Source organism: Geobacillus sp. JS12 (assembly GCF_001592395.1).
In the GTDB taxonomy this organism is placed as follows: Bacteria; Bacillota; Bacilli; order Bacillales; family Anoxybacillaceae; genus Geobacillus; species Geobacillus zalihae.
This window is the reverse complement of record NZ_CP014749.1, coordinates 1242934-1264896: the sequence shown is the minus strand read 5'-3', so window position 1 is coordinate 1264896 and position 21963 is coordinate 1242934. Positions and strand designations below refer to the sequence as shown.

At 53.7% G+C, this 21963-nt stretch carries 21 protein-coding genes, 4 pseudogenes and 1 riboswitch; of the genes and pseudogenes, 21 read left to right on the top strand and 4 right to left on the bottom strand.

Annotated features, from left to right (window positions below):
- Nucleotides 1-12 precede the first annotated feature (12 nt).
- The 15 genes from A0V43_RS06255 to A0V43_RS06190 all read left to right on the top strand — a co-directional run bounded on the left by A0V43_RS06255 (nt 13) and on the right by A0V43_RS06190 (nt 12051).
- Nucleotides 13-1158 carry a conserved virulence factor C family protein gene (locus A0V43_RS06255; protein WP_013523800.1) on the top strand — a complete coding sequence of 382 codons (1146 nt, stop codon included), beginning with the start codon at nt 13-15 and terminating at the stop codon, nt 1156-1158.
- A gap of 58 nt (nt 1159-1216) precedes the next feature.
- Nucleotides 1217-1654, top strand: coding sequence for a BrxA/BrxB family bacilliredoxin (locus A0V43_RS06250; protein WP_063193821.1), 438 nt, complete (start codon nt 1217-1219; stop codon nt 1652-1654).
- A 71-nt stretch (nt 1655-1725) separates the two neighbouring features.
- On the top strand, nt 1726-1857 hold the full coding sequence (locus tag A0V43_RS18755; RefSeq protein ID WP_011231272.1) for a YuzL family protein: 132 nt from the start codon (nt 1726-1728) through the stop codon (nt 1855-1857).
- A gap of 647 nt (nt 1858-2504) precedes the next feature.
- Nucleotides 2505-3698 carry an LL-diaminopimelate aminotransferase gene (locus A0V43_RS06245; protein WP_063192651.1) on the top strand — a complete coding sequence of 398 codons (1194 nt, stop codon included), beginning with the start codon at nt 2505-2507 and terminating at the stop codon, nt 3696-3698.
- 11 nt (nt 3699-3709) lie between these two features.
- A complete protein-coding gene (locus A0V43_RS06240) occupies nt 3710-4288 on the top strand; it encodes a YpjP family protein (protein WP_173346448.1) in 579 nt (192 codons plus the stop codon).
- A gap of 91 nt (nt 4289-4379) precedes the next feature.
- Nucleotides 4380-5084, top strand: a complete 705-nt coding sequence (locus A0V43_RS06235; RefSeq protein ID WP_063192650.1) for an anthrax toxin lethal factor-related metalloendopeptidase — start codon at nt 4380-4382, stop codon at nt 5082-5084.
- Between the two features lie 74 nt (nt 5085-5158).
- Nucleotides 5159-5953 (top strand): thymidylate synthase, encoded by a 795-nt coding sequence (gene thyA, locus A0V43_RS06230; RefSeq protein ID WP_011231268.1) that lies wholly within the window; start codon nt 5159-5161, stop codon nt 5951-5953.
- Between the two features lie 13 nt (nt 5954-5966).
- On the top strand, nt 5967-6461 hold the full coding sequence (locus tag A0V43_RS06225) for a dihydrofolate reductase (protein WP_063192649.1): 495 nt from the start codon (nt 5967-5969) through the stop codon (nt 6459-6461).
- 180 nt (nt 6462-6641) lie between these two features.
- Nucleotides 6642-7085 carry a YndM family protein gene (locus tag A0V43_RS06220; protein WP_020755891.1) on the top strand — a complete coding sequence of 148 codons (444 nt, stop codon included), beginning with the start codon at nt 6642-6644 and terminating at the stop codon, nt 7083-7085.
- 325 nt (nt 7086-7410) lie between these two features.
- Nucleotides 7411-8682, top strand: a complete 1272-nt coding sequence (gene ilvA / locus A0V43_RS06215) for a threonine ammonia-lyase IlvA (RefSeq protein ID WP_015374892.1) — start codon at nt 7411-7413, stop codon at nt 8680-8682.
- Nucleotides 8683-8778: 96 nt separating this feature from the next.
- Entirely contained in the window at nt 8779-9030 is a 252-nt protein-coding gene (locus A0V43_RS06210) for a YpmP family protein (RefSeq protein WP_015374891.1), read from the top strand.
- A 105-nt stretch (nt 9031-9135) separates the two neighbouring features.
- Entirely contained in the window at nt 9136-9996 is an 861-nt protein-coding gene (locus A0V43_RS06205) for a DegV family protein (RefSeq protein ID WP_063192648.1), read from the top strand.
- Nucleotides 9997-10049: 53 nt separating this feature from the next.
- Nucleotides 10050-10622: an SCO family protein gene (locus A0V43_RS06200; RefSeq protein ID WP_011231262.1), complete on the top strand. Its 573-nt coding sequence runs from the start codon at nt 10050-10052 to the stop codon at nt 10620-10622.
- 74 nt (nt 10623-10696) lie between these two features.
- Entirely contained in the window at nt 10697-11479 is a 783-nt protein-coding gene (locus A0V43_RS06195; protein WP_063192647.1) for an SGNH/GDSL hydrolase family protein, read from the top strand.
- Nucleotides 11476-12051, top strand: a complete 576-nt coding sequence (locus A0V43_RS06190; protein WP_011231260.1) for a YpmS family protein — start codon at nt 11476-11478, stop codon at nt 12049-12051. The genes A0V43_RS06195 and A0V43_RS06190 overlap by 4 nt, the downstream gene beginning before the upstream one ends.
- Nucleotides 12052-12139: 88 nt before the next feature.
- Here the strand turns inward: A0V43_RS06190 and A0V43_RS06185 are convergent.
- Both A0V43_RS06185 and plsY read right to left on the bottom strand, forming a co-directional pair.
- Nucleotides 12140-13503, bottom strand: a pseudogene (locus tag A0V43_RS06185) (RsmF rRNA methyltransferase first C-terminal domain-containing protein).
- Between the two features lie 28 nt (nt 13504-13531).
- Nucleotides 13532-14124 (bottom strand): annotated as a pseudogene (gene plsY / locus A0V43_RS06180) (glycerol-3-phosphate 1-O-acyltransferase PlsY).
- Between the two features lie 175 nt (nt 14125-14299).
- On the opposite strand from plsY, the gene A0V43_RS06175 reads away from it, so the two are divergent.
- Together A0V43_RS06175 and A0V43_RS06170 are read left to right on the top strand one after the other, a co-directional pair.
- Nucleotides 14300-14725 carry an OsmC family protein gene (locus A0V43_RS06175; RefSeq protein ID WP_015374887.1) on the top strand — a complete coding sequence of 142 codons (426 nt, stop codon included), beginning with the start codon at nt 14300-14302 and terminating at the stop codon, nt 14723-14725.
- Between the two features lie 260 nt (nt 14726-14985).
- Nucleotides 14986-16608 (top strand): bifunctional metallophosphatase/5'-nucleotidase, encoded by a 1623-nt coding sequence (locus tag A0V43_RS06170; protein ID WP_063192646.1) that lies wholly within the window; start codon nt 14986-14988, stop codon nt 16606-16608.
- Between the two features lie 137 nt (nt 16609-16745).
- Here A0V43_RS06170 and pepT read toward each other — a convergent pair whose 3' ends face one another.
- The gene (gene pepT / locus A0V43_RS06165; RefSeq protein WP_063192645.1) at nt 16746-17981 is read right to left on the bottom strand and encodes a peptidase T; all 1236 of its coding nucleotides are present in this window, start codon (nt 17979-17981) and stop codon (nt 16746-16748) included.
- A gap of 270 nt (nt 17982-18251) precedes the next feature.
- Here pepT and A0V43_RS06155 point away from each other — a divergent pair, with 270 nt between their 5' ends.
- Nucleotides 18252-19469, top strand: coding sequence for a threonine synthase (locus tag A0V43_RS06155; RefSeq protein WP_063192644.1), 1218 nt, complete (start codon nt 18252-18254; stop codon nt 19467-19469).
- 83 nt (nt 19470-19552) lie between these two features.
- Nucleotides 19553-19685, top strand: a riboswitch (FMN riboswitch).
- 156 nt (nt 19686-19841) lie between these two features.
- Nucleotides 19842-20426, top strand: coding sequence for an ECF transporter S component (locus A0V43_RS06150; protein ID WP_042381121.1), 585 nt, complete (start codon nt 19842-19844; stop codon nt 20424-20426).
- A gap of 42 nt (nt 20427-20468) precedes the next feature.
- Here the strand turns inward: A0V43_RS06150 and A0V43_RS06145 are convergent, their stop codons facing one another.
- A complete protein-coding gene (locus A0V43_RS06145) occupies nt 20469-21083 on the bottom strand; it encodes a sulfite oxidase-like oxidoreductase (RefSeq protein WP_063192643.1) in 615 nt (204 codons plus the stop codon).
- A 310-nt stretch (nt 21084-21393) separates the two neighbouring features.
- On the opposite strand from A0V43_RS06145, the pseudogene A0V43_RS06140 reads away from it, so the two are divergent.
- A pseudogene (locus tag A0V43_RS06140) lies at nt 21394-21858 on the top strand (5-oxoproline transporter, DUF969 family subunit); the annotation flags it as partial.
- Nucleotides 21858-21962 (top strand): annotated as a pseudogene (locus A0V43_RS18750) (5-oxoproline transporter, DUF979 family subunit); the annotation flags it as partial. The pseudogenes A0V43_RS06140 and A0V43_RS18750, both read left to right, overlap by 1 nt.
- Nucleotide 21963 lies beyond the last annotated feature (1 nt).

Here is a 21963-nt window from a genome sequence, read left to right as displayed (position 1 = left end):
GAGGGGTAACGCTTGCGCATTCAAGCGATTGAGCCGACGCCAAGCCCGAACACGATGAAAATATTGCTTGATGAAGAATTGCCTTCCGGCACGCGCCATAACTACAAACCGGACAACATTGGCGAAGCGCCGCCGCTTATTCAAGCATTGATGCGCATTGACGGAGTGAAAGGCATTTACCATGTCGCTGATTTTTTGGCTATTGAACGCCATCCGAAATACGACTGGCGCGACATTTTGGCGAAAGTGCGCGAAGTGTTCGGCGAGAAAGCGGATGACGGCGCCGAGGCAAAGCCGAAAGGAAACGAACATTTCGGCGAAGTGAAAGTGTTCGTGCAAATGCTGTACGGTCTGCCGATGCAAGTGAAGCTTGTCGATGGGGAGCGCGAACACCGCGTCGGGCTGCCGAAACCGTTTATGGACGCGGTCATTGAGGCGCAAAAATACGCAGGAAATGTTGTGCTTGAGCGCAAATGGGTCGAAAAAGGAGTGCGCTACGGCACGTTTGAGGAAATCGGCCGCGAAATGGTCGATGAGCTGTCAGCCGCCTATCCGCCCGAGCGGCTGGAGCGGATCGTCAACATGTTCCGCCGCGGTGAGCAGGAAAAAACGGTGCAAAAGCGTCCAAGCCTCAAAGTGACGAGCGAGATGCTCGATGACCCGGATTGGCGCAAACGGTATGCCGCGCTCGAGCAGATGGCCGAGCCGACCGAGGACGATATCCCGGTGTTGGCCAAGGCGCTCAAGGATGAAAAAATGGCCATCCGCCGCCTGGCAACAGCGTATCTCGGCATGATCGGCGGCAAAAAGGTGCTTCCGTATTTGTATGAAGCGTTAAAAGATCCTGCTGTCGCTGTCCGCCGCACCGCCGGCGACTGTTTGTCCGACATCGGCGATCCGGAGGCCATTCCGGCCATGATCGAAGCGCTAAAGGACGAAAGCAAGCTCGTCCGTTGGCGCGCGGCCATGTTTTTGTACGAAGTCGGCGACGAATCGGCGCTGCCGGCGTTAAAAGCGGCGGAAAACGATCCGGAGTTTGAAGTGAGCTTGCAAGTGAAAATGGCCATTGAACGGATCGAAGGCGGCGAAGAAGCGAAAGGGTCTGTGTGGAAGCAAATGACGGAGAGCCGAAAAAAAGAGAACAAGCCGGAGAAATAAATGTTCGAAGTATAGTATGCTGATAGCACACTGATGATCATATGGAGGGATGATGGCCATGTCGATGGCGTATGAAGAATATATGCGCCAGCTCGTGCAGCCGATGCGGGATGAACTCGTCCGCGCCGGCTTTCGCGAATTGCGCACGAGCGAAGAAGTCGAGCAGTTTATGGAACAAGTGGAAGGAACGACGTTTGTCTTTGTCAACTCAGTGTGCGGCTGCGCCGCTGGATTGGCGCGCCCCGCGGCGACGCAGGCGGTGCTTAGGAGCGAGAAAAAGCCGGATCATCTCGTGACGGTATTCGCCGGCCAAGACAAAGAAGCGACGGCGAAAATGCGCGAGTACTTTGTCGGCTATGCGCCGTCCTCGCCGTCGATGGCGCTTTTAAAAGGAAAAGAAGTTGTTCATTTTATCCCGCGCGAAGACATCGAGTTTCACTCGATGGAGGACGTGATGGAAAATATTTTGGCTGCGTTTGACAAATATTGCGGTTGATGCCCAACGCCTTCCCCGGCCTTGCATACCGCTGCCGGCGCCGGGGAACGATAAGGGCGGAGGTGATCGGCGTGCCGAAGCGGAAAAAAGACCGTTCGAAAACGGGCGTCAGCGCCCCAGATGTTCGAGGGCAAGGCACGACGGAGACGGAGACAGGCGCCTTCGAGCTTGACTCTGCCCGCAAAAAAACAAAAATCGATTAAAAAGGAGCTCCCGATGCGGGGCTCCTTTTGTCGTTTTCATGCGCAAACTCCCTTCGCATCCAACAGAATGCCAAGGGAGCTGGATGGATCGCCAAGAGCGTTTAGGCGTTGGCGATACAACTATAAATAAAGTAAAGCAATGTAATGAGGCTGGCCGCAAAAAAGATCGTGTTCATGTTTCATTTTTCCCGCCTTTCTGTCTATATTTTCACTGAGAATCTATGATACACTATTCATGTGAACTACCCCCACTTCGCTTTGCTTGAAGTGGGAGCTTCTCAGTTCCACGACGAAAGCATTCTTTCGTCTCCCTGAGCGTGACTTCGGGTCGTCCCAACCCTAGGCATCCGACGATTCGGAGTTCTTTCGCGCCTTGGATATTTTACGCATGGAAGGCTTTGCTTGGTTTTCGCATTGGATATTCTCCATGCAACCCTCTATATCCAGTTCACAAAGAACATGATATACCTTGATTTTATCATGTGTTTTGGCTGACGCCAACCGACATCCATTTGCCGCTGATCGCTGGGTTGCGACCTTCACGCGGTTGAAGCGGGTGTCTTCTTTCGGAACTATGATAAAAGTATATACCAACAAAAGCAAAAAGAAAATGCAGTTTTGGTCTTGTCAAGGGAGAGGAAGACGAAATGAAAAAAGCGAAACGAATGAACGCGTTTTCGGCATCGATTTTTGCCGAATTGGCGGCGTATCGTCAACAGCGGCGCCATCTTCATGACGAGTGGATCGATTTAAGCGTCGGCAGCCCGGATTTGCCCCCGGCGCCGTTTGTGCGTGAGGCGATCGCCCGCTACGCCAACGAGCCGAATGCGTACGGCTACACATTAAAGGGCATTCGCGAGTTTCATGAAGCGGTCGCCGATTATTATCGGACGGCGCATGGCGTCGTGCTCGATCCAGAGACGGAAGTGACGTACGTCATCGGGTCACAAGACGGGCTCGTTCATTTGCCGATGGTGTTCGCTGACCCGGGGGATGTCATTTTATTGCCGGATCCCGGGTACCCGGCGTATGCGGCGGGGGTGGCGATGGCGGAAGCGATGCCGTATTTTCTGCCGCTGAGGGAGGAAAACCGCTTTTTGCCGGATTTGCGTGCGATCCCGGAGGACATCGCCAAACGGACGACGATCATGTTTATCAACTTCCCTGGAAATCCGATTCCAGCCGTAGCGACAGAATCATTTTATCGCGAAGTGGTCGAGTTTGCGAAGCGGTACGATATCCTCGTTGTTTCCGATTTTGCTTACGGCGAGCTGTATTATGACGGAAACAAACCGGTGAGTTTTCTTTCTGTTCCAGGCGCAAAGGACGTTGGCGTGGAGATCAATTCGTTGTCAAAAAGCTACAACATGGCCGGCTGCCGGGTCGGCTACTTGTGCGGAAATGCCGAGGTGATTCGTGCGTTTGCCGAGTTCAAGTCCAATTTGGATTACGGAATTTTTTGGCCGCTGCAAAAAGCGGCCGCGGAAGTGCTCCGCCATGGCGCCGGCTTTTGCGCCCAGAGCCGCATGATGTATCAGGCGCGCCGCGATGTGCTCGTGGATGGACTCGCTGACATCGGTTGGACGGTTGACCGTCCGCAAGCCGGCATGTTCGTGTGGGCGAAAATTCCGGACGGGTTTACGTCGCTTTCGTTTGCGAAGGCGCTCATCGACCAAGCCGGCGTCGTTGTGACGCCTGGGCACGCGTTTGGGCCGAGCGGCGAAGGGTATGTGCGCATCGCCCTTGTCCAGCCGGAAGAAGTGTTGCGCCGGGCGGTCGCCAAATTAAAAGCGACCGGCTTGTTCGCGTCTTTGGCCGCTGACGGCGGTAGCGGGAGGTGAAGGCGATGAAGCTGCCGTCTTGGCTTCGAAAAACGCTTGTTGCCGCCATTACCGTCTGCACGTTTGGACTCGTCACACCGCCCGCTTCGCTGCTCGCGGCCAAAGAGCCACCGTCAGATGATGCATCGTCTTCCGACTGGCAGCACAGTCCAACAAGTCGTGCCGAGGAAGCGGTTTCGTTGACGCGAGCTCAATTCATTGAGCGGACGATGGAAAAGGCCGTTGCCCAGTCCCATGAAAAATTCGGCCGCAAAATCGCTCCGGTCATTGAAGATGAGTTTCGCGCCGTCATTTTGCCGCGCATGGAAGAAGTGATCGCCGAGCTTGCCGATCGTTATCCGGAAGAGGAGCTCCGCTATTTGGCTGTTTCGGAAAATCCGTCCGGCGGGCAAGGGGAGCGCATTTTTCATTTGTATCGGGCGGATACGGGAGAGGATTTGATCCGCTTTCACGTCCGCCGCGAGCATCCGCCGCAAGACGGATATTGGTTTCAGTTTCACTATCATACATGCGATGATGGGTTTCAAGCCCATCATGAACTCGGGAAAATCTACTGGTCAAAAAATACGCCGCCGAACTGGCGTACATAATCGCCTGCGGTTCTTTCCTGATTTTGCGCGTTTTTTCCCGCTTCGTTCTATGATATGATTTTCATAGATTGAAAGAAGCGGGGGAACCACGATGAAACGGCTGTTCACTAGTTTGTTGGCGGCGCTGTTCGCCATTCCGCTTCTATCGCTTTCGCCGTACCCGGCCGCCCACGGCGTGCTGCTTCAAGAAAGCGGCCTTGATCTTCGGGACATTCCGTCCCGTGACGTGCTCGGCCGCATTGTGATCGTGCCCGAGACAGCGTTTCCCGCTGCGGAGGCGAACAAGACCATTCAGACGCTCGCCCACATTGATCGCACGATTTTAGAGCAGGCGGCGGACCACCATATTTACATCCAACTGTTGACCGGCCCGATCACCGATGAGCCGACGGCCCGCCATTTGCGCGGAAAAACGCCGCGCGGTTATATGCCGGGTTCGAAAACATGGGATGACGTGCCGGGCATCGGCGGGGCGCATTTAGTGCTTGTCCGCCTCGGCCATAGCGAAAAAGGGAAAGGACACGGCTCGGTCAATTTGGAGCTGCATGAGTTTGCTCATTCGCTCGATTACATCGTATTTGACCGCATTCATGAAACGGACGAATTTCAAGCGATTTGGCGGGAGGAGGCGCCGCGGCTCTTTCCTGGCGAATATTATTTTTTGACTTATCCGGAAGAGTATTTTGCTGAGTCGTTTGCCTATTATTATGCAAGCGACAAGACGCGGCAAACGTTGCGGGCGGCAGCGCCGAGAACATATGCGTTGATCCGCGGATTGGCGGAACGGGCCTCGTAAAAGGCTCGTTTTTTTATGGACAAGTGGTTCACCATGCGTTGCTTTATGGTATGATAGAGCGTGAGGTGAGAACATTGCGGCAATATTTGCAGCTTTTGGAGGATATTTTGGAAAACGGCGTCGAAAAAGAAGACCGCACGGGCGTCGGCACGCTGTCGGTGTTCGGCCGCCAGCTCCGCTTCAACTTGCAAGATGGATTTCCGCTTGTGACAACGAAAAAATTGCATATCCGCTCCATCATTTATGAACTGCTTTGGTTTTTAAAAGGCGATACGAACGTCCGCTATTTGCAGGAGAATGGCGTGACGATTTGGGACGAGTGGGCGGACGAAAACGGCGATCTCGGCCCGATTTACGGCGCGCAATGGCGCTCATGGAAAGGGGCGGACGGGAAAACAATCGACCAGATCGCGTGGGTCGTCGAGGAGATCAAACGAAATCCGAATTCACGCCGGTTGCTTGTGAGCGCTTGGAACGTGGCGGAATTGGACGAGATGAAGCTGCCGCCGTGCCATTATGCCTTTCAGTTTTATGTTGCGAACGGTCGGTTGTCGTGCATGTGGCAGCAGCGCTCCGTTGATACGTTTTTAGGGCTGCCGTTTAACATTGCCAGCTACGCGCTGTTGACGCATATGATCGCCCAGCAGTGCGACCTCGATGTCGGCGAACTCATTTTCACCGGCGGTGACGTCCATTTGTACAAAAACCATCTCGAACAGGCGAAACTGCAGCTGACGCGCGAGCCGCGCCCGCTGCCGAAGCTCGTCATCAAACGGAAGCCGCCGTCCATTTTCGATTACGAATACGACGATTTTGAAATTGTCGGCTACAACCCGCATCCGACGATTAAAGCACCGGTGGCTGTGTAAAGGAGAGGACGCGATGATTTCGCACATTGTGGCGATGGATGAAAACCGGGTGATCGGCAAAGACAACCGCTTGCCTTGGCATTTGCCGGCCGATTTGGCGTATTTTAAACGGGTGACAACGGGCCATGCCATCGTGATGGGGCGCAAAACGTTTGAAGCGATCGGCCGGCCGCTTCCCGGCCGCGATAACGTCGTTGTCACGCGCAACCGCTCGTTTCGCCCGGAAGGCTGCCTTGTGCTTCATTCGCTCGAGGAAGTCAAGCAATGGATCGCATCGCGCGCTGATGAAGTGTTTATCATCGGCGGGGCCGAACTGTTTCGGGCGACGATGCCGATTGTCGACCGGCTGTATGTGACAAAAATTTTTGCTTCCTTCCCCGGCGATACGTTTTATCCGCCCATTTCTGACGATGAATGGGAAATCGTTTCCTATACGCCAGGAGGGAAAGATGAAAAGAATCCGTATGAACACGCCTTTATCATTTATGAGCGGAAAAAGGCGAAATAGATGGGACACGGGCATGGATATGCGTTTGTCGTTGGCGTACGAAACGTTTGCGAAGACGACCCCAAAAACGGGGCGTCTTTTTGTTTGAGATCGGAACATTTTGAAAACGTGTTTCTGCATAGAAGCGGGGCGAAAAAGGAACGATAATCAATAGAACCACAATGGAAATGGAGGAAGACGATGAAACATATCGTTCCGTTTGTCGTCAAGCTCGCTGCTTGGAGCGTCGTCTTGTTTTCGATGTTTACGATCTTCGATGCCCCGCTTTCCTTGATTTCACTCATGACGATCGTGACGGCGCTTGTTTCTTATATGATCGGCGATCTGTTCGTGTTGCCGCGCGTCGGCCATTTTGTCGCTGCCGCTCTTGACGTGCCGCTTTCCTTTTTGCTTATTTGGCCGGTCAGCTTTGCCCTCATTGCCCCGTCCGTCAACATGGCATACGGCGCGTTTTTCAGCTCCTTGGCGATCGGGGCGGTTGAAGCGTTTTTCCATTTGTATATGGAAAACCATGTGCACGAAGAAGCAAGAAGGGAAGAAGCGCACCGCTGGTATGATGAAGGAAGATGGGCGACGGAATTTGCCGAGGAAGAAGAGTTCAAAAAAGAGGACGACCGGGCATAGCGCCGGTCGTTTTTTCTGTCCGCTTGCGCATGAAGAAGTAGTTCGCCGTACATATGCTGCACAATTCGCCGTGTTGCCGTCTGGCAGGACGGCTAGGGAGAGGTTTCGAGCAGGAAGGATGGCGCTCATCGGATGGCGTCAGGCCAAAAGCGTGAATCCGGCCGGCGGAAGCGTCCAGTATCCGGTAAAGCGGGGTCATCGCGATGTTCACGAGCCCGCTTCCCTTCATCCTCATAAAACTTTTCGAAAATTCCCTTTTCTTTTTGCGAATTTGTGATATAATCTACAAATCAAAGACAACTTAGAAAAGAAAGGGAACGAGAACATGGAACAACAGCTGAAACGGAAGCAAGGGGCAGTATACGTCGAGGACATTTTGATCGCGTATCATACGCTGAAGGATGTTGTTTTCCATACGCCGCTGCAAAAAAATCCGCTGTTATCCGAGCGCTACGAGTGCAATGTCTACTTAAAGCGCGAGGATTTGCAAGTCGTGCGTTCGTTTAAGCTGCGCGGGGCGTACAACCGGATGAAGCATTTAACCGATGAGGAGCGGAGAAACGGGGTGGTATGCGCCAGCGCCGGCAACCATGCCCAAGGGGTGGCCTATTCATGCCGGGCGCTTGGCGTGCATGGGAAAATTTATATGCCGGCGACGACGCCTCGGCAAAAAGTGTCGCAAGTGCAGCTGTTTGGCAAAGACATGGTCGAGATCGTGCTTGTCGGCGACACGTTTGACGATTCCTACAACGAAGCGGTGAAGTGCGCCGAGGCGGAAGGGCGGACGTTCATCCATCCGTTTGATGACGAATACGTCATCGCCGGACAGGGGACGATTGGCGTCGAGGTGCTCAACGACTGCGATGAACCGATCGACTTTTTGTTCGCCAGCATCGGCGGCGGGGGATTGATGGCCGGACTAGGGACGTATGTGAAAAGCATTTCTCCGTCCACCAAAGTCATCGGGGTTGAGCCGGCCGGCGCCCCATCGATGAAAGCGGCGCTCGAGCACGGACATGTGGTGACGCTCGATGAAATCGACAAGTTCGTTGACGGCGCTGCCGTCAAGACGGTCGGGGAAAAGACATTCGCCTTATGCCGCGGGGTGCTTGATGACATCGTCGTCGTTCCAGAAGGAAAAGTATGCACGACGATTTTGGAGCTGTACAACGAAAACGCCATTGTCGCTGAACCGGCAGGGGCGCTGCCGATCGCTGCGCTTGATTTTTACAAGGAACAAATCCGCGGCAAGACGGTCGTTTGCGTGGTGAGCGGCGGCAACAACGACATTGACCGGATGCAGGAAATCAAGGAGCGCTCGATGATTTACGAAGGACTGCAGCACTATTTCATCGTCAACTTCCCGCAGCGGGCTGGGGCGTTGCGTGAGTTTTTGGATGAAGTGCTTGGGCCGACGGATGACATCACCCGGTTTGAATACACGAAGAAAAACAACAAAGAAAGCGGACCGGCGCTTGTGGGCATCGAGCTGAAACGGCGCGAAGACTACGCGCCGCTCATCGAGCGGATGAAGAAAAAAGGCTTCCCGTTCCAAGAGGTCAACAAAGACCCGAACTTGTTCCATCTATTGATTTGACGAAAAAAGTCGGAACAAATTTGCCGCATTCCGACATACTTTTTCACCGGATTGGTGTATAATAAAAGTAAATCGGTGAAAAAGAGGATTGATATTTTGCTATTCAAAAGCCTCGAGTTCAAAAACGCATATGGACAGAAGGTCAAGATTATCGAAATTCCTGTATTGGAGGAAGAGAACACATACCGATTCATGATCCAACTGCGCTTGGAGGCGTTTATTGCAAAGGTGTACCGATCGAGAACGAGCCGTTCTGTGTATTCGTTCCGCGAACATTTGAAGAAAGTGCTGAAATGGCCTGTATATGAACAGATCTTTAAAGAAACGGCGTTAAAGCATAATGCATGACTGTTGTTGTTTTGCCCTTGGCGGCAAAACAACTTTTTTTTGGTGGGATTTTCGCCGGTTTCATTATATAATGGAAACGAGATCATCAGTATTAGGAGTGAACGAATGAAATCAATCAAAATTGTAACCGACTCAACGGTCGATGTGCCGGCGGCGGTGCTTGCCAAGCACGGCGTTGAAGTCGTTCCGCTTCATTTGACAGTGGATGGGGAGGCGTTTATCGACCGGGTGACAATCACGCCAGGGCAGTTTATGGCGAAGATGAAGGCAGCGCGTGAATTGCCGAAAAGCTCGCAACCGTCGGTCGGTGAGTTTCTAGCCGTCTATGACCGGCTCGGAGCGGACGGCAGCGAGATTGTGTCGATCCATATGGCTGGCGAGCTGAGCGGTACGGTCCGTGCGGCTGAACATGCGGCCGCTTTGACAGAGGCAGCGGTCACCGTCGTGGATTCACAATTTATTTCCTGTGCGTTGGGGTTTCAAGTGCTCGAAGCAGCACGTTTGGCCAAGGCGGGCAGAAGCGTCGCCGATATCATCCGGCGGCTTGACGAAATACGCCGTTGCACGCGGCTGTATGTTGTGCTTGATACGCTTGAGCATTTGGTGAAAGGCGGCCGCATCGGCCGCGGCAAAGCGCTCATCGGTTCGCTTTTGCGTATTAAGCCGATCGCCGCTCTGGTTGACGGGCTGTATACGCCGGTTGCCCAGGTTCGCAGCTTTTCGCAAGCGGTGTCCCATTTGGCGGGCCGTCTTGTCGAGGAACAAGGGGCCAAACGGGTAGAGAAAATCGCCATCGCCCATGCCGATGCTCCTCGGTGGGCGGAGCGGCTCAAGGAAGCGGTGACAGACATCATCGGCTATTCGCCGATTGACATCGTTGAAACAACGCCGGTCATTTCCATTCACACCGGTCCCGGGTCGCTGGCGCTCATGTACTACGCCGAGGAAGCGCCGCTTGATGAATAAACGCCGTTATTGGCGGCATCAACATATTTTGGTCGAAAAGGAAGGACCTATCGATGTGGAAACGAATCGCACTTTTTCTCGTTGTTCTTTTGCTGGCGGCGTGCGGAAAAACGATTCCGGACGCCAAAAACTGGCCGGTTGAGGACTTTACGTTTGTCGATCAGTCTGGTCAGCCGTTTGGACTTCGCGACTTGAAAGGAAAAGTGTGGGTCGCCGATTTTATTTTTACCAATTGCGAAACGGTTTGTCCGCCGATGACGGCCCATATGGCCAAGCTAAAGCAAATGGCAAAGAAAGAAGGACTGGATGTCGAGTTTGTCTCCTTCAGCGTCGACCCGGAAGTCGACACGCCGGAAAAACTGGCGGCGTATGCGAAGCAATTTACAGATGATCTAGCAAACTGGCATTTGCTGACTGGATACAGCCCGGCCGAGATCAGCGAGTTGGCGCAAAAAAGCTTTAAAACGATCGTGCAAAAGCCGGCCAATGACGACCAAGTCGTGCATGGCACCAGTTTTTATTTGGTCGGGCCAGACGGAAAAGTGGTTCAGACGTACAGCGGCGTGCAAGATGTGCCATACGAAACAATTTTAGAGCATATCAAAATCGTGCAGTCGTCGCAATGAGGCAAAAACGGCTACCGCCTTTTTGCCTTCTTTTCGTCTTTCCCCTTGTTGCGGCAAAAGGCAGGTGTCAAACAATGAGACGGTGGGGATGGTTGTTGTGCTGCTGGCTGCTCGCCGGATGCGTGTCGCTTTCGGCGGGCGGAAAGCCGGAGCGCCCGCATGAAGCCGCCGTCAAGCAGACGGAAGCAAAGCCGCTTCCGAAAGATATACATTTGGTCGCTTTAGGCGATTCGTTGACGGAAGGAGTGGGGGACGGCGAAAGGAAAGGCGGGTATGTCGGCCGCCTTGTCCCGCTCCTTTCGACAGAAGAGGGAGTGCGGACAGTCACCGTAGCGAATTTCGGGAAACGCGGCCGGCGCCTCGCTGAATTGGAACCAGTCATTCACGCCCATCAAGCGGAGCTCGGGCGGGCTGATATGATCTTGATCACCATTGGCGGCAACGATGTGATGAATGTCGTCCGCTCGCACTTTTTAGACTTGTCGCGCCAGCGGTTTCAGCAAGCCACGGAAATATTTGCCGACCGACTGGATCATCTATTGATCTCGCTTCGCACGATTAATCCGGATGCGGTCATTGTGCTTGTGGGTCTATACAATCCGTTTTCCACGACGTTGCCGAATATTCCGGAAATCAATGATGTCATTACCGAGTGGAACAAGGCAAGCCAGGCGGTGCTTTCCCGTTATGACCGAACGATTTTCGTTGATATTCAAGACATCTTTGCCGATCATGATGATTTGCTCTACCGTGATGAATTTCATCCAAATGCCGCAGGATACGAACAGATGGCCATGCGAGTGCATGAAGCGTTAGATCAACAAAAAGAGTGGTGGGTAGGGAGCTTATTGCAATGAATTGGAAACGAGCGTTTTGGATGTTGGCGGCTGTCAACGCCGCGGTTCTTGTTTGGACTGTCGCCTGGCTGTTCGAACCCACTTCACCGGTGAAGCGGCCGGCGCGCCCAAATGTGGAGGGAGCTTCGTTTACAGTATACTCGAAGAAGGAGCATTTGAACGCCGTCATGAACGACTATTTGGCAGAAAAAACGAAAGGCCATCCGCTGCAATACCGCGTTTGGCTCGCCGATCGCGTCTATGTTTCAAGCGAAATCCCCATTTTAGGCCGCTCGGTCGAACTTGTCGTCTCGTTTGTGCCCAAAGTAATCAAAGGAGGGAATGTCGAGCTCACGGAGCCGACGATTTCGCTCGGCGACTGGAAGCTGCCAGTGACGTATGTGCTTCGCTACTTGCAAAAGCACGCCCCGCTGCCGGATGAAGTGGCGATTGACCCGGAGCACACCCGCGTCTACGTCGCGCTCACGGACATTCGCTTTGGCAACGGCTATCAAGTGGCGGCCAAAAAAATCGATTTGGCCGCCGATGAGATCGTGTTTACCTTAACAATTCCGACGAAGCAGCACCAGTAAAAAAGGGCTGACCTAAAACGCACCCGCGTTTTGGGTCAGCCCCTTTTTTGCGATTGGGAGCTCCTTTGCCATCTGCTTTTCCGACGTTTTAGACGAGGCGCAGCCCTTTTGGATAAAAGTTTTTCACCGTTCCTTTCACTTCTTTCCCCCAGGCGAACGGAAATCCATCCACGGCCACAAGCAGCCAACCGCGGTCGCCGCCGGTGGAAAGCGTCTCGCCGCGCCAATATTGGACGATTTCGCGGCTTGCGCTCGATAGGTCAAGCACATGTTTCGCTTCCTCTGTCCGCAGCGCCAAGGCAAGGGCATGGTTCGGCTCAAACCGCTCTTTTTTCACATCCCCTAAGTGCAACCCGGCGCGGACGATTTTCAAACCGGACAAATCCGGGCAACGCTCGGGCAACACAGTCAAATGGGCGCCAAATGACACGAACGTGCCGTCTCGCTCTGTCCACAATGCCTCTTGTTCAAACTGGCGATACAGGCGGATCGCGGCTTTTGGCGCGTTCGCTTTTGCCCGTCGCCCCTGCCAAGGTGAGGTGGGCCGCTGTTTTTGCAGTTTGGCGACAAAATGCCCTTCCCTTTCAGACGGTGCGGCCAAAGGCGGGCGGCGTGGACGAGATCGGATCGATTGGTTTTCGTCCATTCCGGCCGCCCTGGCTCAAGCCCTCCCGCTTTGGCGATCGGCAACAGCCGCAAGTCATCGTGCGCCTCAAGCAGCCATTCAATCGTTTGCTCGTTTTCCTCCGGAGAGAACGTGCATGTTGAATAGACAAGAATGCCGCCTTCTTTCAGCATCGCATAGGCGCTTTCTAAAATGCGCCGCTGCCTTGCCGCGCATTCTTCCACATAGGCCGGACTCCAAAACGAAGCGGCCTCTTCATCCTTGCGAAACATGCCTTCGCCGGAACAGGGGGCGTCCACTAAAATTTTGTCAAAAAAGCCGGGAAACCGCTCGGCAAGCGCCTCGGGAGCTTCATTGACGACAACGGTGTTCGTCAAGCCGAACCGTTCGACGTTCTCTGCGAGCGCTTTGACCCGTTTCGGGTGGATTTCGTTGGCGACAAGCAGCCCTTTGTTTTCCATCATCGCTCCAAGCTGGGTCGTTTTCCCGCCAGGGGCGGCGCACAAGTCGAGCACTGTCTCCCCAGGGGCGGGACGCAGCGCTTCGGCGACCGCCATCGCGCTCGGTTCTTGAATGTAATACAGGCCGGCCGCATGGTACGGATGCTTTCCCGGCTGTTCGTCCGGCTCATAATAAAACCCGGTCGGGCAAAACGGCACCGGGGAAAGGGAAAAGGGCGCCGTTTTTGCCCATGCGCCCGGGTCGGTTTTCAACGGATTGACGCGCAAGCCGTTGATTTTTTCGTTTTCATAAACAGCGAAAAACTCGTCTGCTTCTTCATCAAGCAGCTTCTTCATTTTCGCGACAAATGCTTCCGGCAATCTCAACGCAACAAACTCCTTTCTCCGTCCGTCGTCATGAGCGTTTGCCTGGCCATTTCACTTTTGGCTCTGTTTTGTTCAAGATGCGCTTGATGTTGGCGCGATGACGATAAAAGATAAACGAAGCCAGCAACAACACTGCCACCGTCAATGGAATGTCGTCCGTGAAAAAGACGGTGTACACGACCGCATACAGCGCCGCGGCCATCGATGACAGGGAGACGTAGCGTGAAACAGCCAAGACGACAAGAAACACGGCGATGAGCGACAAAAAGAACAACGGCGAATAAAACAGCATCACCCCGCCCGATGTCGCCACCGCCTTGCCGCCGCGGAACTTGGCGAACACCGGATACATATGGCCGACGACTGCCACCGCCCGGCCAAAAGCGGATGCACGGGGACGGAAAAAAGCATCGGCAAGCTCGCCGCCAGCGTCCCTTTTAGCATATCGCCGACAATGACGATCGTTCCCGCTTTCGCCCCAAGCACGCGGAACGTGTTTGTTCCCCCAAGATTGCCGCTTCCATGTTCGCGGATGTCGATCCCGTAGCCGATTTTCCCGACAAGAAGGCCAAACGGAATCGAGCCGAGAAGATAAGCAAGAAGCAAAATGAGTGCGGTCATCGAATCAAACACCCTTTACTCAACAAGTTTGTGCATGTTTCTATTTTAACATGCATGAGCGAAAACGGTAGACAGGAATTTTGCATTTCAAGGACATAGCCGCTAAACTGAAAAGAAGAAACGGGCTGTCGGAACGTCCGTCCGACCCCGGACCGATGAGAAAGGAGCGACCATGATGAAAACGACGGTTGTATGGAACGGAAACATGTCATTCAGCGGCCAAAGCGCTTCCGGTGTCACCATTCCGATCGACGCGGCCAAAGACGTCGGCGGCAACGATTCAGGCGCTCGGCCGATGGAGCTTTTGCTTCACGCCTTAGCCGGCTGCACCGGCATTGACATCGTTTTGATCTTGCGGAAAATGCGGCTTGATGTCCGCGCGTTTTCGATGGAAGTCGAAGGAACGCGCGCCGATGACCACCCAAAGCGGTTTACAGAGATTCATATTCATTACGCGCTCGAAGGCGATTTGCCGGAAGACAAGGTCGTCCGCGCCATTCGGTTGTCAAAAGAAAAATATTGTTCCGTTTCCCATTCGTTAAATGCCGCCATTACAGCGAGCTATTCGATCAACGGCGTGCGCGGGAAGGAGACGATCTAACAAGGAGAAGGGCTTGACGTTCATGGCCGTTTCGCGTGGCATAGCGCCGAATGACGCTGGCTGTCCACCGAGCTAAAAGGGAAAGACTGTCCGATCAACAGACTCTATCGGGCGGTCTTTTTTTGTTTCTGTTGTTCTCAACAGTCAGTTGTGAATTTACAAAATATTTACGAAAAATCATCCTTTCTTCTCTATCATTGTATGGACTCGCAAGGATATAATGGGAGTGAACGAGAAGGCGAGAGAAAGGGGAACCGGGAATGAAGAATTCCAAACGATGGGGAAGACGGGTGCTATCCGCATTGGCTGCTGCAGCGGTGCTGGCCGCGGCTCCAGTTGGGGCGGCAGGGAACGGGAAAAGCAAGGGGAAGCCGCCTGCTTCCTCGCACCGTTATATTGAGGTGCAGCTGTTAGGCATTAACGACTTCCACGGTCAGTTGAATGTGACGAGAAAAGTCGGCGGGCGGGAAGTCGGACGGGCTGATTATTTGGCCGCTTATTTGAAACAGCGGGAGGCGGAAAACAAAAATACGCTGCTCGTCCATGCCGGCGATGCGGTTGGCGCCAGCCCGCCGGTATCGGCGTTGCTGCAGGACGAGCCGACGATCGAAGTGCTCAATAAGCTCGGCTTTGACGTCGGCACCCTTGGCAACCATGAGTTTGATGAAGGAGTAGCGGAAATGCTCCGCTTGATCCATGGCGGATACCACCCGGCGACCGGCGATTTCGCCGGAGCAGATTTTCCGTACGTGAGCGCCAACGTCGTTGATGCGCAAACAGGAAAGCCGATTCTCCCGCCATATGTGATTAAGCGGGTCAACGGCATGCCGATCGGATTGATCGGCGTCACGCTCACGGAAACACCAACGATTGTGACGCCAAGCGGCGTCGCGGGAGTCAAGTTCATCGATGAAGCAACAGCGATTAACAAAGCGGTCCGGGAACTGAAGAAAAAAGGAGTGCAAACGATCGTCGTTCTCGCCCATAACCCAGGCGTATCCAATCCGGATGGGACAAACGCAAGCGGGGAAATTGTCGATATCGCCAAAAATGTCGATGATGAAGTCGATGTGATTTTCGCCGGTCATAACCATGCCTATTTAAATGCGGTTGTGGACGGCAAGCTGCTCGTTCAGTCGTATTCGTACGGCACGGCGTTTGCTGATGTCGATTTGAAAATCGACCCGCGCACGAAAGACGTCGTCGCCAAAAAAGCGGAGATCGTGACGACCTATCATGACGGCATCACTCCGGACCCGGAAATCCGTGCCCTCGTCGAAAAATATGAAGCGAAAGTGGCGCCGCTTGTCAATCAAGTCGTCGGCACAGCAGCCGAAACGATCACCGATGAACAAAACGAAAGCGGCGAGTCCGCCTTGGGCAATTTGATCGCCGATGCCCAGCGGGCGGCGATGAAAACCGATTTTGCCTTTATGAACCCGGGCGGCATTCGCGCCGATATTGAACAAGGCGAAGTGACGTGGGGCGAATTGTACAACGTTCAGCCGTTCAACAACCAGCTTGTGAAAATGACGCTCACCGGCGCGCAAATCCGCCAGCTTTTGAATCAACAATGGCAGCCAACCCAAACGCGCATGCTGCAAATCTCCGGCCTCCGCTATACATGGAGCGCCAGCAGGCCGGTCGGAGAAAAAGTCATTGACATTCAGCTTCCTGATGGCACACCGCTAAAACCGGACGCCGAGTACACGGTGACGGTCAACAGCTTCCTCGCCGACGGCGGCGATGGGTTCACGGTGTTGACGCATGGGACAAACCGCGAGGTCGGCCCGGTCGATTTGGATGCCCTTGTCTCGTATATTCGCGGTCTTGAGCAACCGTTCTCAGCACGGATCGAGGGGCGGATCAACCGGCTTCCGTGACGGAACGGGATTGGGGCGACAGATCGCTTCGTCAAAAAGGTGTCCCGGCTCGTTGGGGACACCTTTTCATATGGTTGCACAAAACCGTTGCTTGGGCGATAGACAAACGATCGTTCAAGTCAGGCCATCGCTGCAGATCAAGATACTTTTTGCTCGAACAGCTTGATGATCTCCACGATCACTTCGGCCGCTTTCACCATATTGTCGGCGGAAATGTATTCGTAGCGGCCGTGGAAGTTTTCGCCGCCGGCGAAAAGGTTCGGCGTCGGCAGCCCCATGTAGGAGAGCTGCGACCCGTCCGTGCCGCCGCGGATCGGTTTCACCTTTGGTTCAATGCCCAAGTTCGTCATCGCTTCGTGGGCGATGTCAACAATGTGGCGCACCGGCTCGATTTTTTCGCGCATGTTGTAATATTGGTCGTTGATTTCGAGCGTGATTCGGTCGTTTCCATATTTTTGCGCAAGCGAAGCCGCGATCTCTTTCATTTTCGCTTTGCGAGCCTCGAACTGTTCGCGGTCAAAGTCGCGGATGATGTAGTGAAGCTTCGTTTCCTCTACACTGCCTTGGAACGAAAGCAAATGGTAAAACCCTTCATATCCTTCCGTATGCTCAGGCGCCTCATCGGCTGGCAACTGCTGCTCGAACTCCATGGCGATTTTGATCGAGTTGATCATTTTTCCTTTCGCTGTGCCCGGATGGACGTTTTTTCCTTTGATCGTGATTTTCGCTTCGGCAGCGTTAAAGCTTTCATACTCCAATTCGCCAAGCGGCCCGCCGTCGACCGTATAGGCAAATTGGGCGCCGAATTTGGCAACGTCAAATTTATGCGGCCCGCGGCCAATTTCCTCATCCGGCGTAAAGGCGACGCGCACTTTGCCGTGCTTGATTTCCGGGTGTTGAATGAGATAGTTCATCGCGGTCATAATTTCGGCGATTCCGGCTTTATCATCGGCGCCAAGCAGCGTCGTCCCATCGGTCGTGATGAGCGTATGCCCTTGGTAGTGAGCGAGCTCCGGGAAATCGTTTGGCGACAAGATGATGCCTTGTTCTTTGTTCAACACGATGTCCCCGCCGTCGTACTGTTCGATGATTTGCGGGTTGACGTTGGCTCCCGTAAACTCCGGAGCGGTGTCCATATGAGCCAAAAAGCCAATCACGGGCGCGTTTTTGTCCGTATTGGCCGGCAACGTCGCCATCACGTAGCCGTTGTCATCGATCGTCACATCTTCCATGCCGATCGACTTCAGCTCTTCGACGAGCATTCTCGCCAGCTCCCACTGTCCCGAAGTCGATGGGCACGTATGGCTGTTTGGGTCGGATTGAGTGTTGATTTTCGCGTAGCGGATGAAGCGTTCGATGAGTTCCTGTTTCATTGGTTCATCTCCTTTTTATGTATGAGTGTTGGGTGAATCCGCGAATCGCTTCCGCCAATGCAGCGGAGAGGTTCCGTGTTTATTTTATCATATGCGATCTCCAACAGGGAAAGAGGGGGCGCCATGCGGCGCACGAGTTTTTCCACGGCGGGCGAGGCGGCCAAGAGAAGCGTTATGATATAATGAAAAAGCAAGGGCCTCGTCCAAAATGAGAACGCAGCTGCTTCCTGCCTTGTGCAGATGAGCGGAACAGAAAGGAGAAGCCAAACCATGTCATTCAGCTACGTGTCTCATCTGTATTGTCCGAAATGTGAACGTACATACGATGTCGACCAAATTCATCAACTTTGTGAATGCGGGTCGCCGCTTCTGGTCGCGTATGATTTGGAGTCGATGCGCCAAGAAGTGAAGCAGGATGTGCTTACAGAGCGGGAACCGAGCTTATGGCGGTATCATGAGTTATTGCCGGTGAAACGTCCTGAACATATCGTGTCGCTCGGCGAAGGGATGACGCCGCTCGTGCCGATGCCGCGGCTCGGCCGTAAAATCGGCATTGAAGCGCTCTACATGAAAGACGAAGGAGTCATTCCGACCGGAACGTTTAAAGCGCGCGGAGCGGCTGTCGGCGTTTCTAAAGCAAAAGAATTAGGGGTCAAACAGCTCGTCATGCCGACAAACGGCAACGCGGGTGCGGCGTGGTCGCTGTATGCGGCGCGGGCGGGCATTCAGGCGACAGTCGTCATGCCGGTTGACGCGCCGGAATTGACGCGCAAAGAATGCGCCATCGCAGGAGCGGAATTGTATTTAGTCAACGGTTTGATCAGCGATGCGGGCCAAATTGTGGCGAAAGCGATCCGCGAATACGGATGGTACGATGCGTCGACGTTGAAAGAACCGTACCGGATTGAAGGAAAGAAAACGATGGGGCTTGAGATCGCCGAACAATTCTCATGGCGGCTTCCGGATGTCATTTTGTATCCGACCGGGGGCGGCGTTGGGTTGATCGGCATTTACAAGGCGATCAAAGAATTGCAGGCGCTCGGCTGGGTGGACGGCCGCATGCCGCGGCTTGTTGCTGTGCAGGCCGAGCATTGCGCGCCGATTGTGAAGGCGTGGCAGGAGAAAAAACGCGAATCCGAGTTTTGGCCGAACGCTCATACAGTGGCGTTTGGCATCAATGTGCCGAAAGCGCTCGGCGACTTCCTGGTGCTTGAGGCGGTATATGAGACAGACGGCTGCGCGGTTGCCGTTGGCGATGAAGCGATTTTGGCCGAGCAGCGGACGGTGGCGGAGCTCGAAGGAGCGTTCATTTGCCCGGAAGGAGCGGCGGCGTTTGCGGCGGCCCGAAAATTGCGCGAGAGCGGCTGGATTCGCGACGGGGAGACGGTCGTCGTGCTCAACACGGGGACGGGATTGAAATACGCCGATTTGGTTCAAGTCGCCCCACCGGTGCTCGAACCGGGAGATTCGCTTCCGATGCGGGAATAATCAAGCTGTGAGCAAAAAAACATAGACAAATCGAAAACAGGATTGTATACTAAACTCATCAGAATAATCAAAAATGAAAAACGATTCATCTTCGGGGCAGGGTGAAATTCCCGACCGGCGGTGATGAGGCGCTTCGCCTCTCAGCCCGCGAGCCGCAAGGCAGGATCCGGTGCAAGTCCGGAGCCGACAGTATAGTCTGGATGGGAGAAGATGAAGGTTTGCCGGCGTTCGTTTTGGCGCATGCGAACGTCTAGTTGCGCACACCCTTTTTCTCCCTTAAGCCTCGTCCGGTTTAAGGGAGTTTTTGTTGGCGCTCGCGGCGGCAGCCTTCTTCTTGTGAGGATGAATCACGAGAAGGGGAGGAGAACAAGCATGAAACGCATTTCCATTCGCGCCTTTGTCGGCATCGGAGCGTTGGGCGCCATGGCGCATGTGCTCATGATGCTCAACTTTCCGCTGCCGCCGTTTCCCAACTTTTTGCTTGTTGATTTCAGCGACATTCCGGCGCTCATCGCCGCCTTGTTGTACGGCCCGCTCGCCGGCGTGGCGGTCGAACTATTGAAAAACGTGCTGAACTACGTGTTCGTCGGCAGTGCGACCGGCGTTCCGGTCGGCCAGATCGCCAACTTCACTGCCGGGGTGGCGTTCCTTTTGCCGGTTTCCTATATTTATCGGAAAGCCGCATCGAAAAAAGGCTTGCTGCTGGGGTTGGCGGCGGGAACAGTGACGATGGCGCTCGTCATGAGCGTGCTCAACTACTACGTCTTTCTGCCGGCGTACACGCTTTTCCTCGGCGCTCCGCAGATGAGCGCGCCGGAAGCGAAGGCGTTGGTGGTATCGGCGATTTTGCCGTTTAACGCCGTCAAAGGAGCGATGGCGGCCATCGTATTTCAGCTTCTCTTTTGGCGCCTTCGTGCTTGGCTTGAGAAACAAGCGGCATCCCGCCAAGCCGCTTGATGAACAAAAAGCGAGGGTTTTTCCCTCGCTTTTTTGCGTTTGTCAAAAGCGAATCCGCGGCACCCAGTCGGCAAACCGCTCCTCTTTAAACGGATTGGCGGTCATCGAATAGCCGCGCTCCTCCCAATAGCCCGGCTCATCTTCCTTCATAAAGCGGATGCCCGACGCCCATTTCGCCCCTTTCCATAAGTAAAACGTCGCTGGCGGGATGAACCGGAGCGGATAGCCGTGCTTCGGCGAGATGTCCTGCCAGTCGTGATGCTTGTCTTTCCATCGATAGACAAACAAGGCATCGTCGCCCATGAGCGCCTCAAGCGGCAAGTTCGCCGAATAACCGAACCGGTCGCCGTTTAAATATCCGTAAATTTTCACGTATTTCACATCAGGATCTAGCTCCACAAAGCGCAAAAACTCGCGGAAGGCGATGCCTTCAAACGTCGTGTCGAATTTTGACCATGTTGTGACACAATGCATATCGATGGTTGAAACCGTCTTCGGCAGCTGCATCACTTCTTGATACGACAGCGAAACTTCCTCTTTCACATCGCCGAACAATCGGAAATTCCACGTCGCTTCATCGAATTCGTACACATCGCCTTCATGCAAAATCGGCCATTTTTCCGTTTCAAATTGGCCGGGAGGGAGTTGTTTGGTCATGGGGAGCACTCCTTTTTCTGCTAAATTTCTCTTAATTATTCATGATACAAAATAGAGGAAGGGGATGCAATAAAAAGGGGCTCGGTTCAATTGCTGCGGCGGTGTTCAGCGAGGACAAATTCCACCAAATATTGATTGATTTTTGACTTTTCTTAATTATATAATGAAAATGATGAAATTGGAATGATTGTTCCGAAATACGGAACGATTGAAGGAAAAGGGGGGAGGCAGGAAAAGTCGGTGGAGGAATAAGGCAGCGAGATGGACGGATCACAATGCCAATATGATGTTGGGAGAGGAGAAAGGGAACATGGTGCTCATTGGCGTGTTGATTGTCATCATTGGTTTTATCGTTCGCATAAATCCGCTTCTTGTTGTGACAGCGGCTGGATTGGCGACAGGATTGCTCGCTCATCAATCGCTGTATGACATTATTGAACAGTTTGGAACGGCGTTTACGACCAACCGGTATATGGCGGTGTTCATTGCGACATTGCCCGTCATCGGCCTTTTGGAACGCTTTGGGCTGCGGGAACAGGCGGAGAGTGTCGTGGCGAAAATCAAGGCGGCGACAACAGGGAGAATCTTGACGGTCTATTTAATCATCCGGGAAGCGGCAGCCGCGGCTGGGCTTACTTCCATCGGCGGCCATGCTCAAATGGTTCGTCCGCTCGTCGCTCCTATGGCAGAAGGAGCGGCGGAAGCGAAATACGGAAAACTGCCGGATCATGTGCGGGATGACATTCGCGCTCATTCGGCAGCGGTGGACAATATTTGAAAGACAAAAACCACGTGATTCGCGTGCAAGTGCCGACAGCGTTGATTCTGTTGGCGTTCAACATCGCCGCAATGTATGTGATTACACTCATAGATTTATAAA

Coding starts and splice junctions, on each gene's coding strand:
- A0V43_RS06235 (WP_063192650.1), top strand. CDS start 4,380: ATGAAACGGCTGTTCACTAGTTTGTTGGCGGCGCTGTTCGCCATTCCG.
- pepT (WP_063192645.1), bottom strand. CDS start 17,981: ATGAAACAGGAACTCATCGAACGCTTCATCCGCTACGCGAAAATCAAC.
- A0V43_RS06195 (WP_063192647.1), top strand. CDS start 10,697: ATGAGACGGTGGGGATGGTTGTTGTGCTGCTGGCTGCTCGCCGGATGC.
- A0V43_RS06150 (WP_042381121.1), top strand. CDS start 19,842: ATGAAACGCATTTCCATTCGCGCCTTTGTCGGCATCGGAGCGTTGGGC.
- A0V43_RS06190 (WP_011231260.1), top strand. CDS start 11,476: ATGAATTGGAAACGAGCGTTTTGGATGTTGGCGGCTGTCAACGCCGCG.
- A0V43_RS06250 (WP_063193821.1), top strand. CDS start 1,217: ATGTCGATGGCGTATGAAGAATATATGCGCCAGCTCGTGCAGCCGATG.
- ilvA (WP_015374892.1), top strand. CDS start 7,411: ATGGAACAACAGCTGAAACGGAAGCAAGGGGCAGTATACGTCGAGGAC.
- A0V43_RS06175 (WP_015374887.1), top strand. CDS start 14,300: ATGAAAACGACGGTTGTATGGAACGGAAACATGTCATTCAGCGGCCAA.
- A0V43_RS06225 (WP_063192649.1), top strand. CDS start 5,967: ATGATTTCGCACATTGTGGCGATGGATGAAAACCGGGTGATCGGCAAA.
- A0V43_RS06245 (WP_063192651.1), top strand. CDS start 2,505: ATGAAAAAAGCGAAACGAATGAACGCGTTTTCGGCATCGATTTTTGCC.
- A0V43_RS06145 (WP_063192643.1), bottom strand. CDS start 21,083: ATGACCAAACAACTCCCTCCCGGCCAATTTGAAACGGAAAAATGGCCG.
- A0V43_RS06170 (WP_063192646.1), top strand. CDS start 14,986: ATGAAGAATTCCAAACGATGGGGAAGACGGGTGCTATCCGCATTGGCT.
- A0V43_RS06155 (WP_063192644.1), top strand. CDS start 18,252: ATGTCATTCAGCTACGTGTCTCATCTGTATTGTCCGAAATGTGAACGT.
- A0V43_RS06205 (WP_063192648.1), top strand. CDS start 9,136: ATGAAATCAATCAAAATTGTAACCGACTCAACGGTCGATGTGCCGGCG.
- A0V43_RS06220 (WP_020755891.1), top strand. CDS start 6,642: ATGAAACATATCGTTCCGTTTGTCGTCAAGCTCGCTGCTTGGAGCGTC.
- A0V43_RS06200 (WP_011231262.1), top strand. CDS start 10,050: ATGTGGAAACGAATCGCACTTTTTCTCGTTGTTCTTTTGCTGGCGGCG.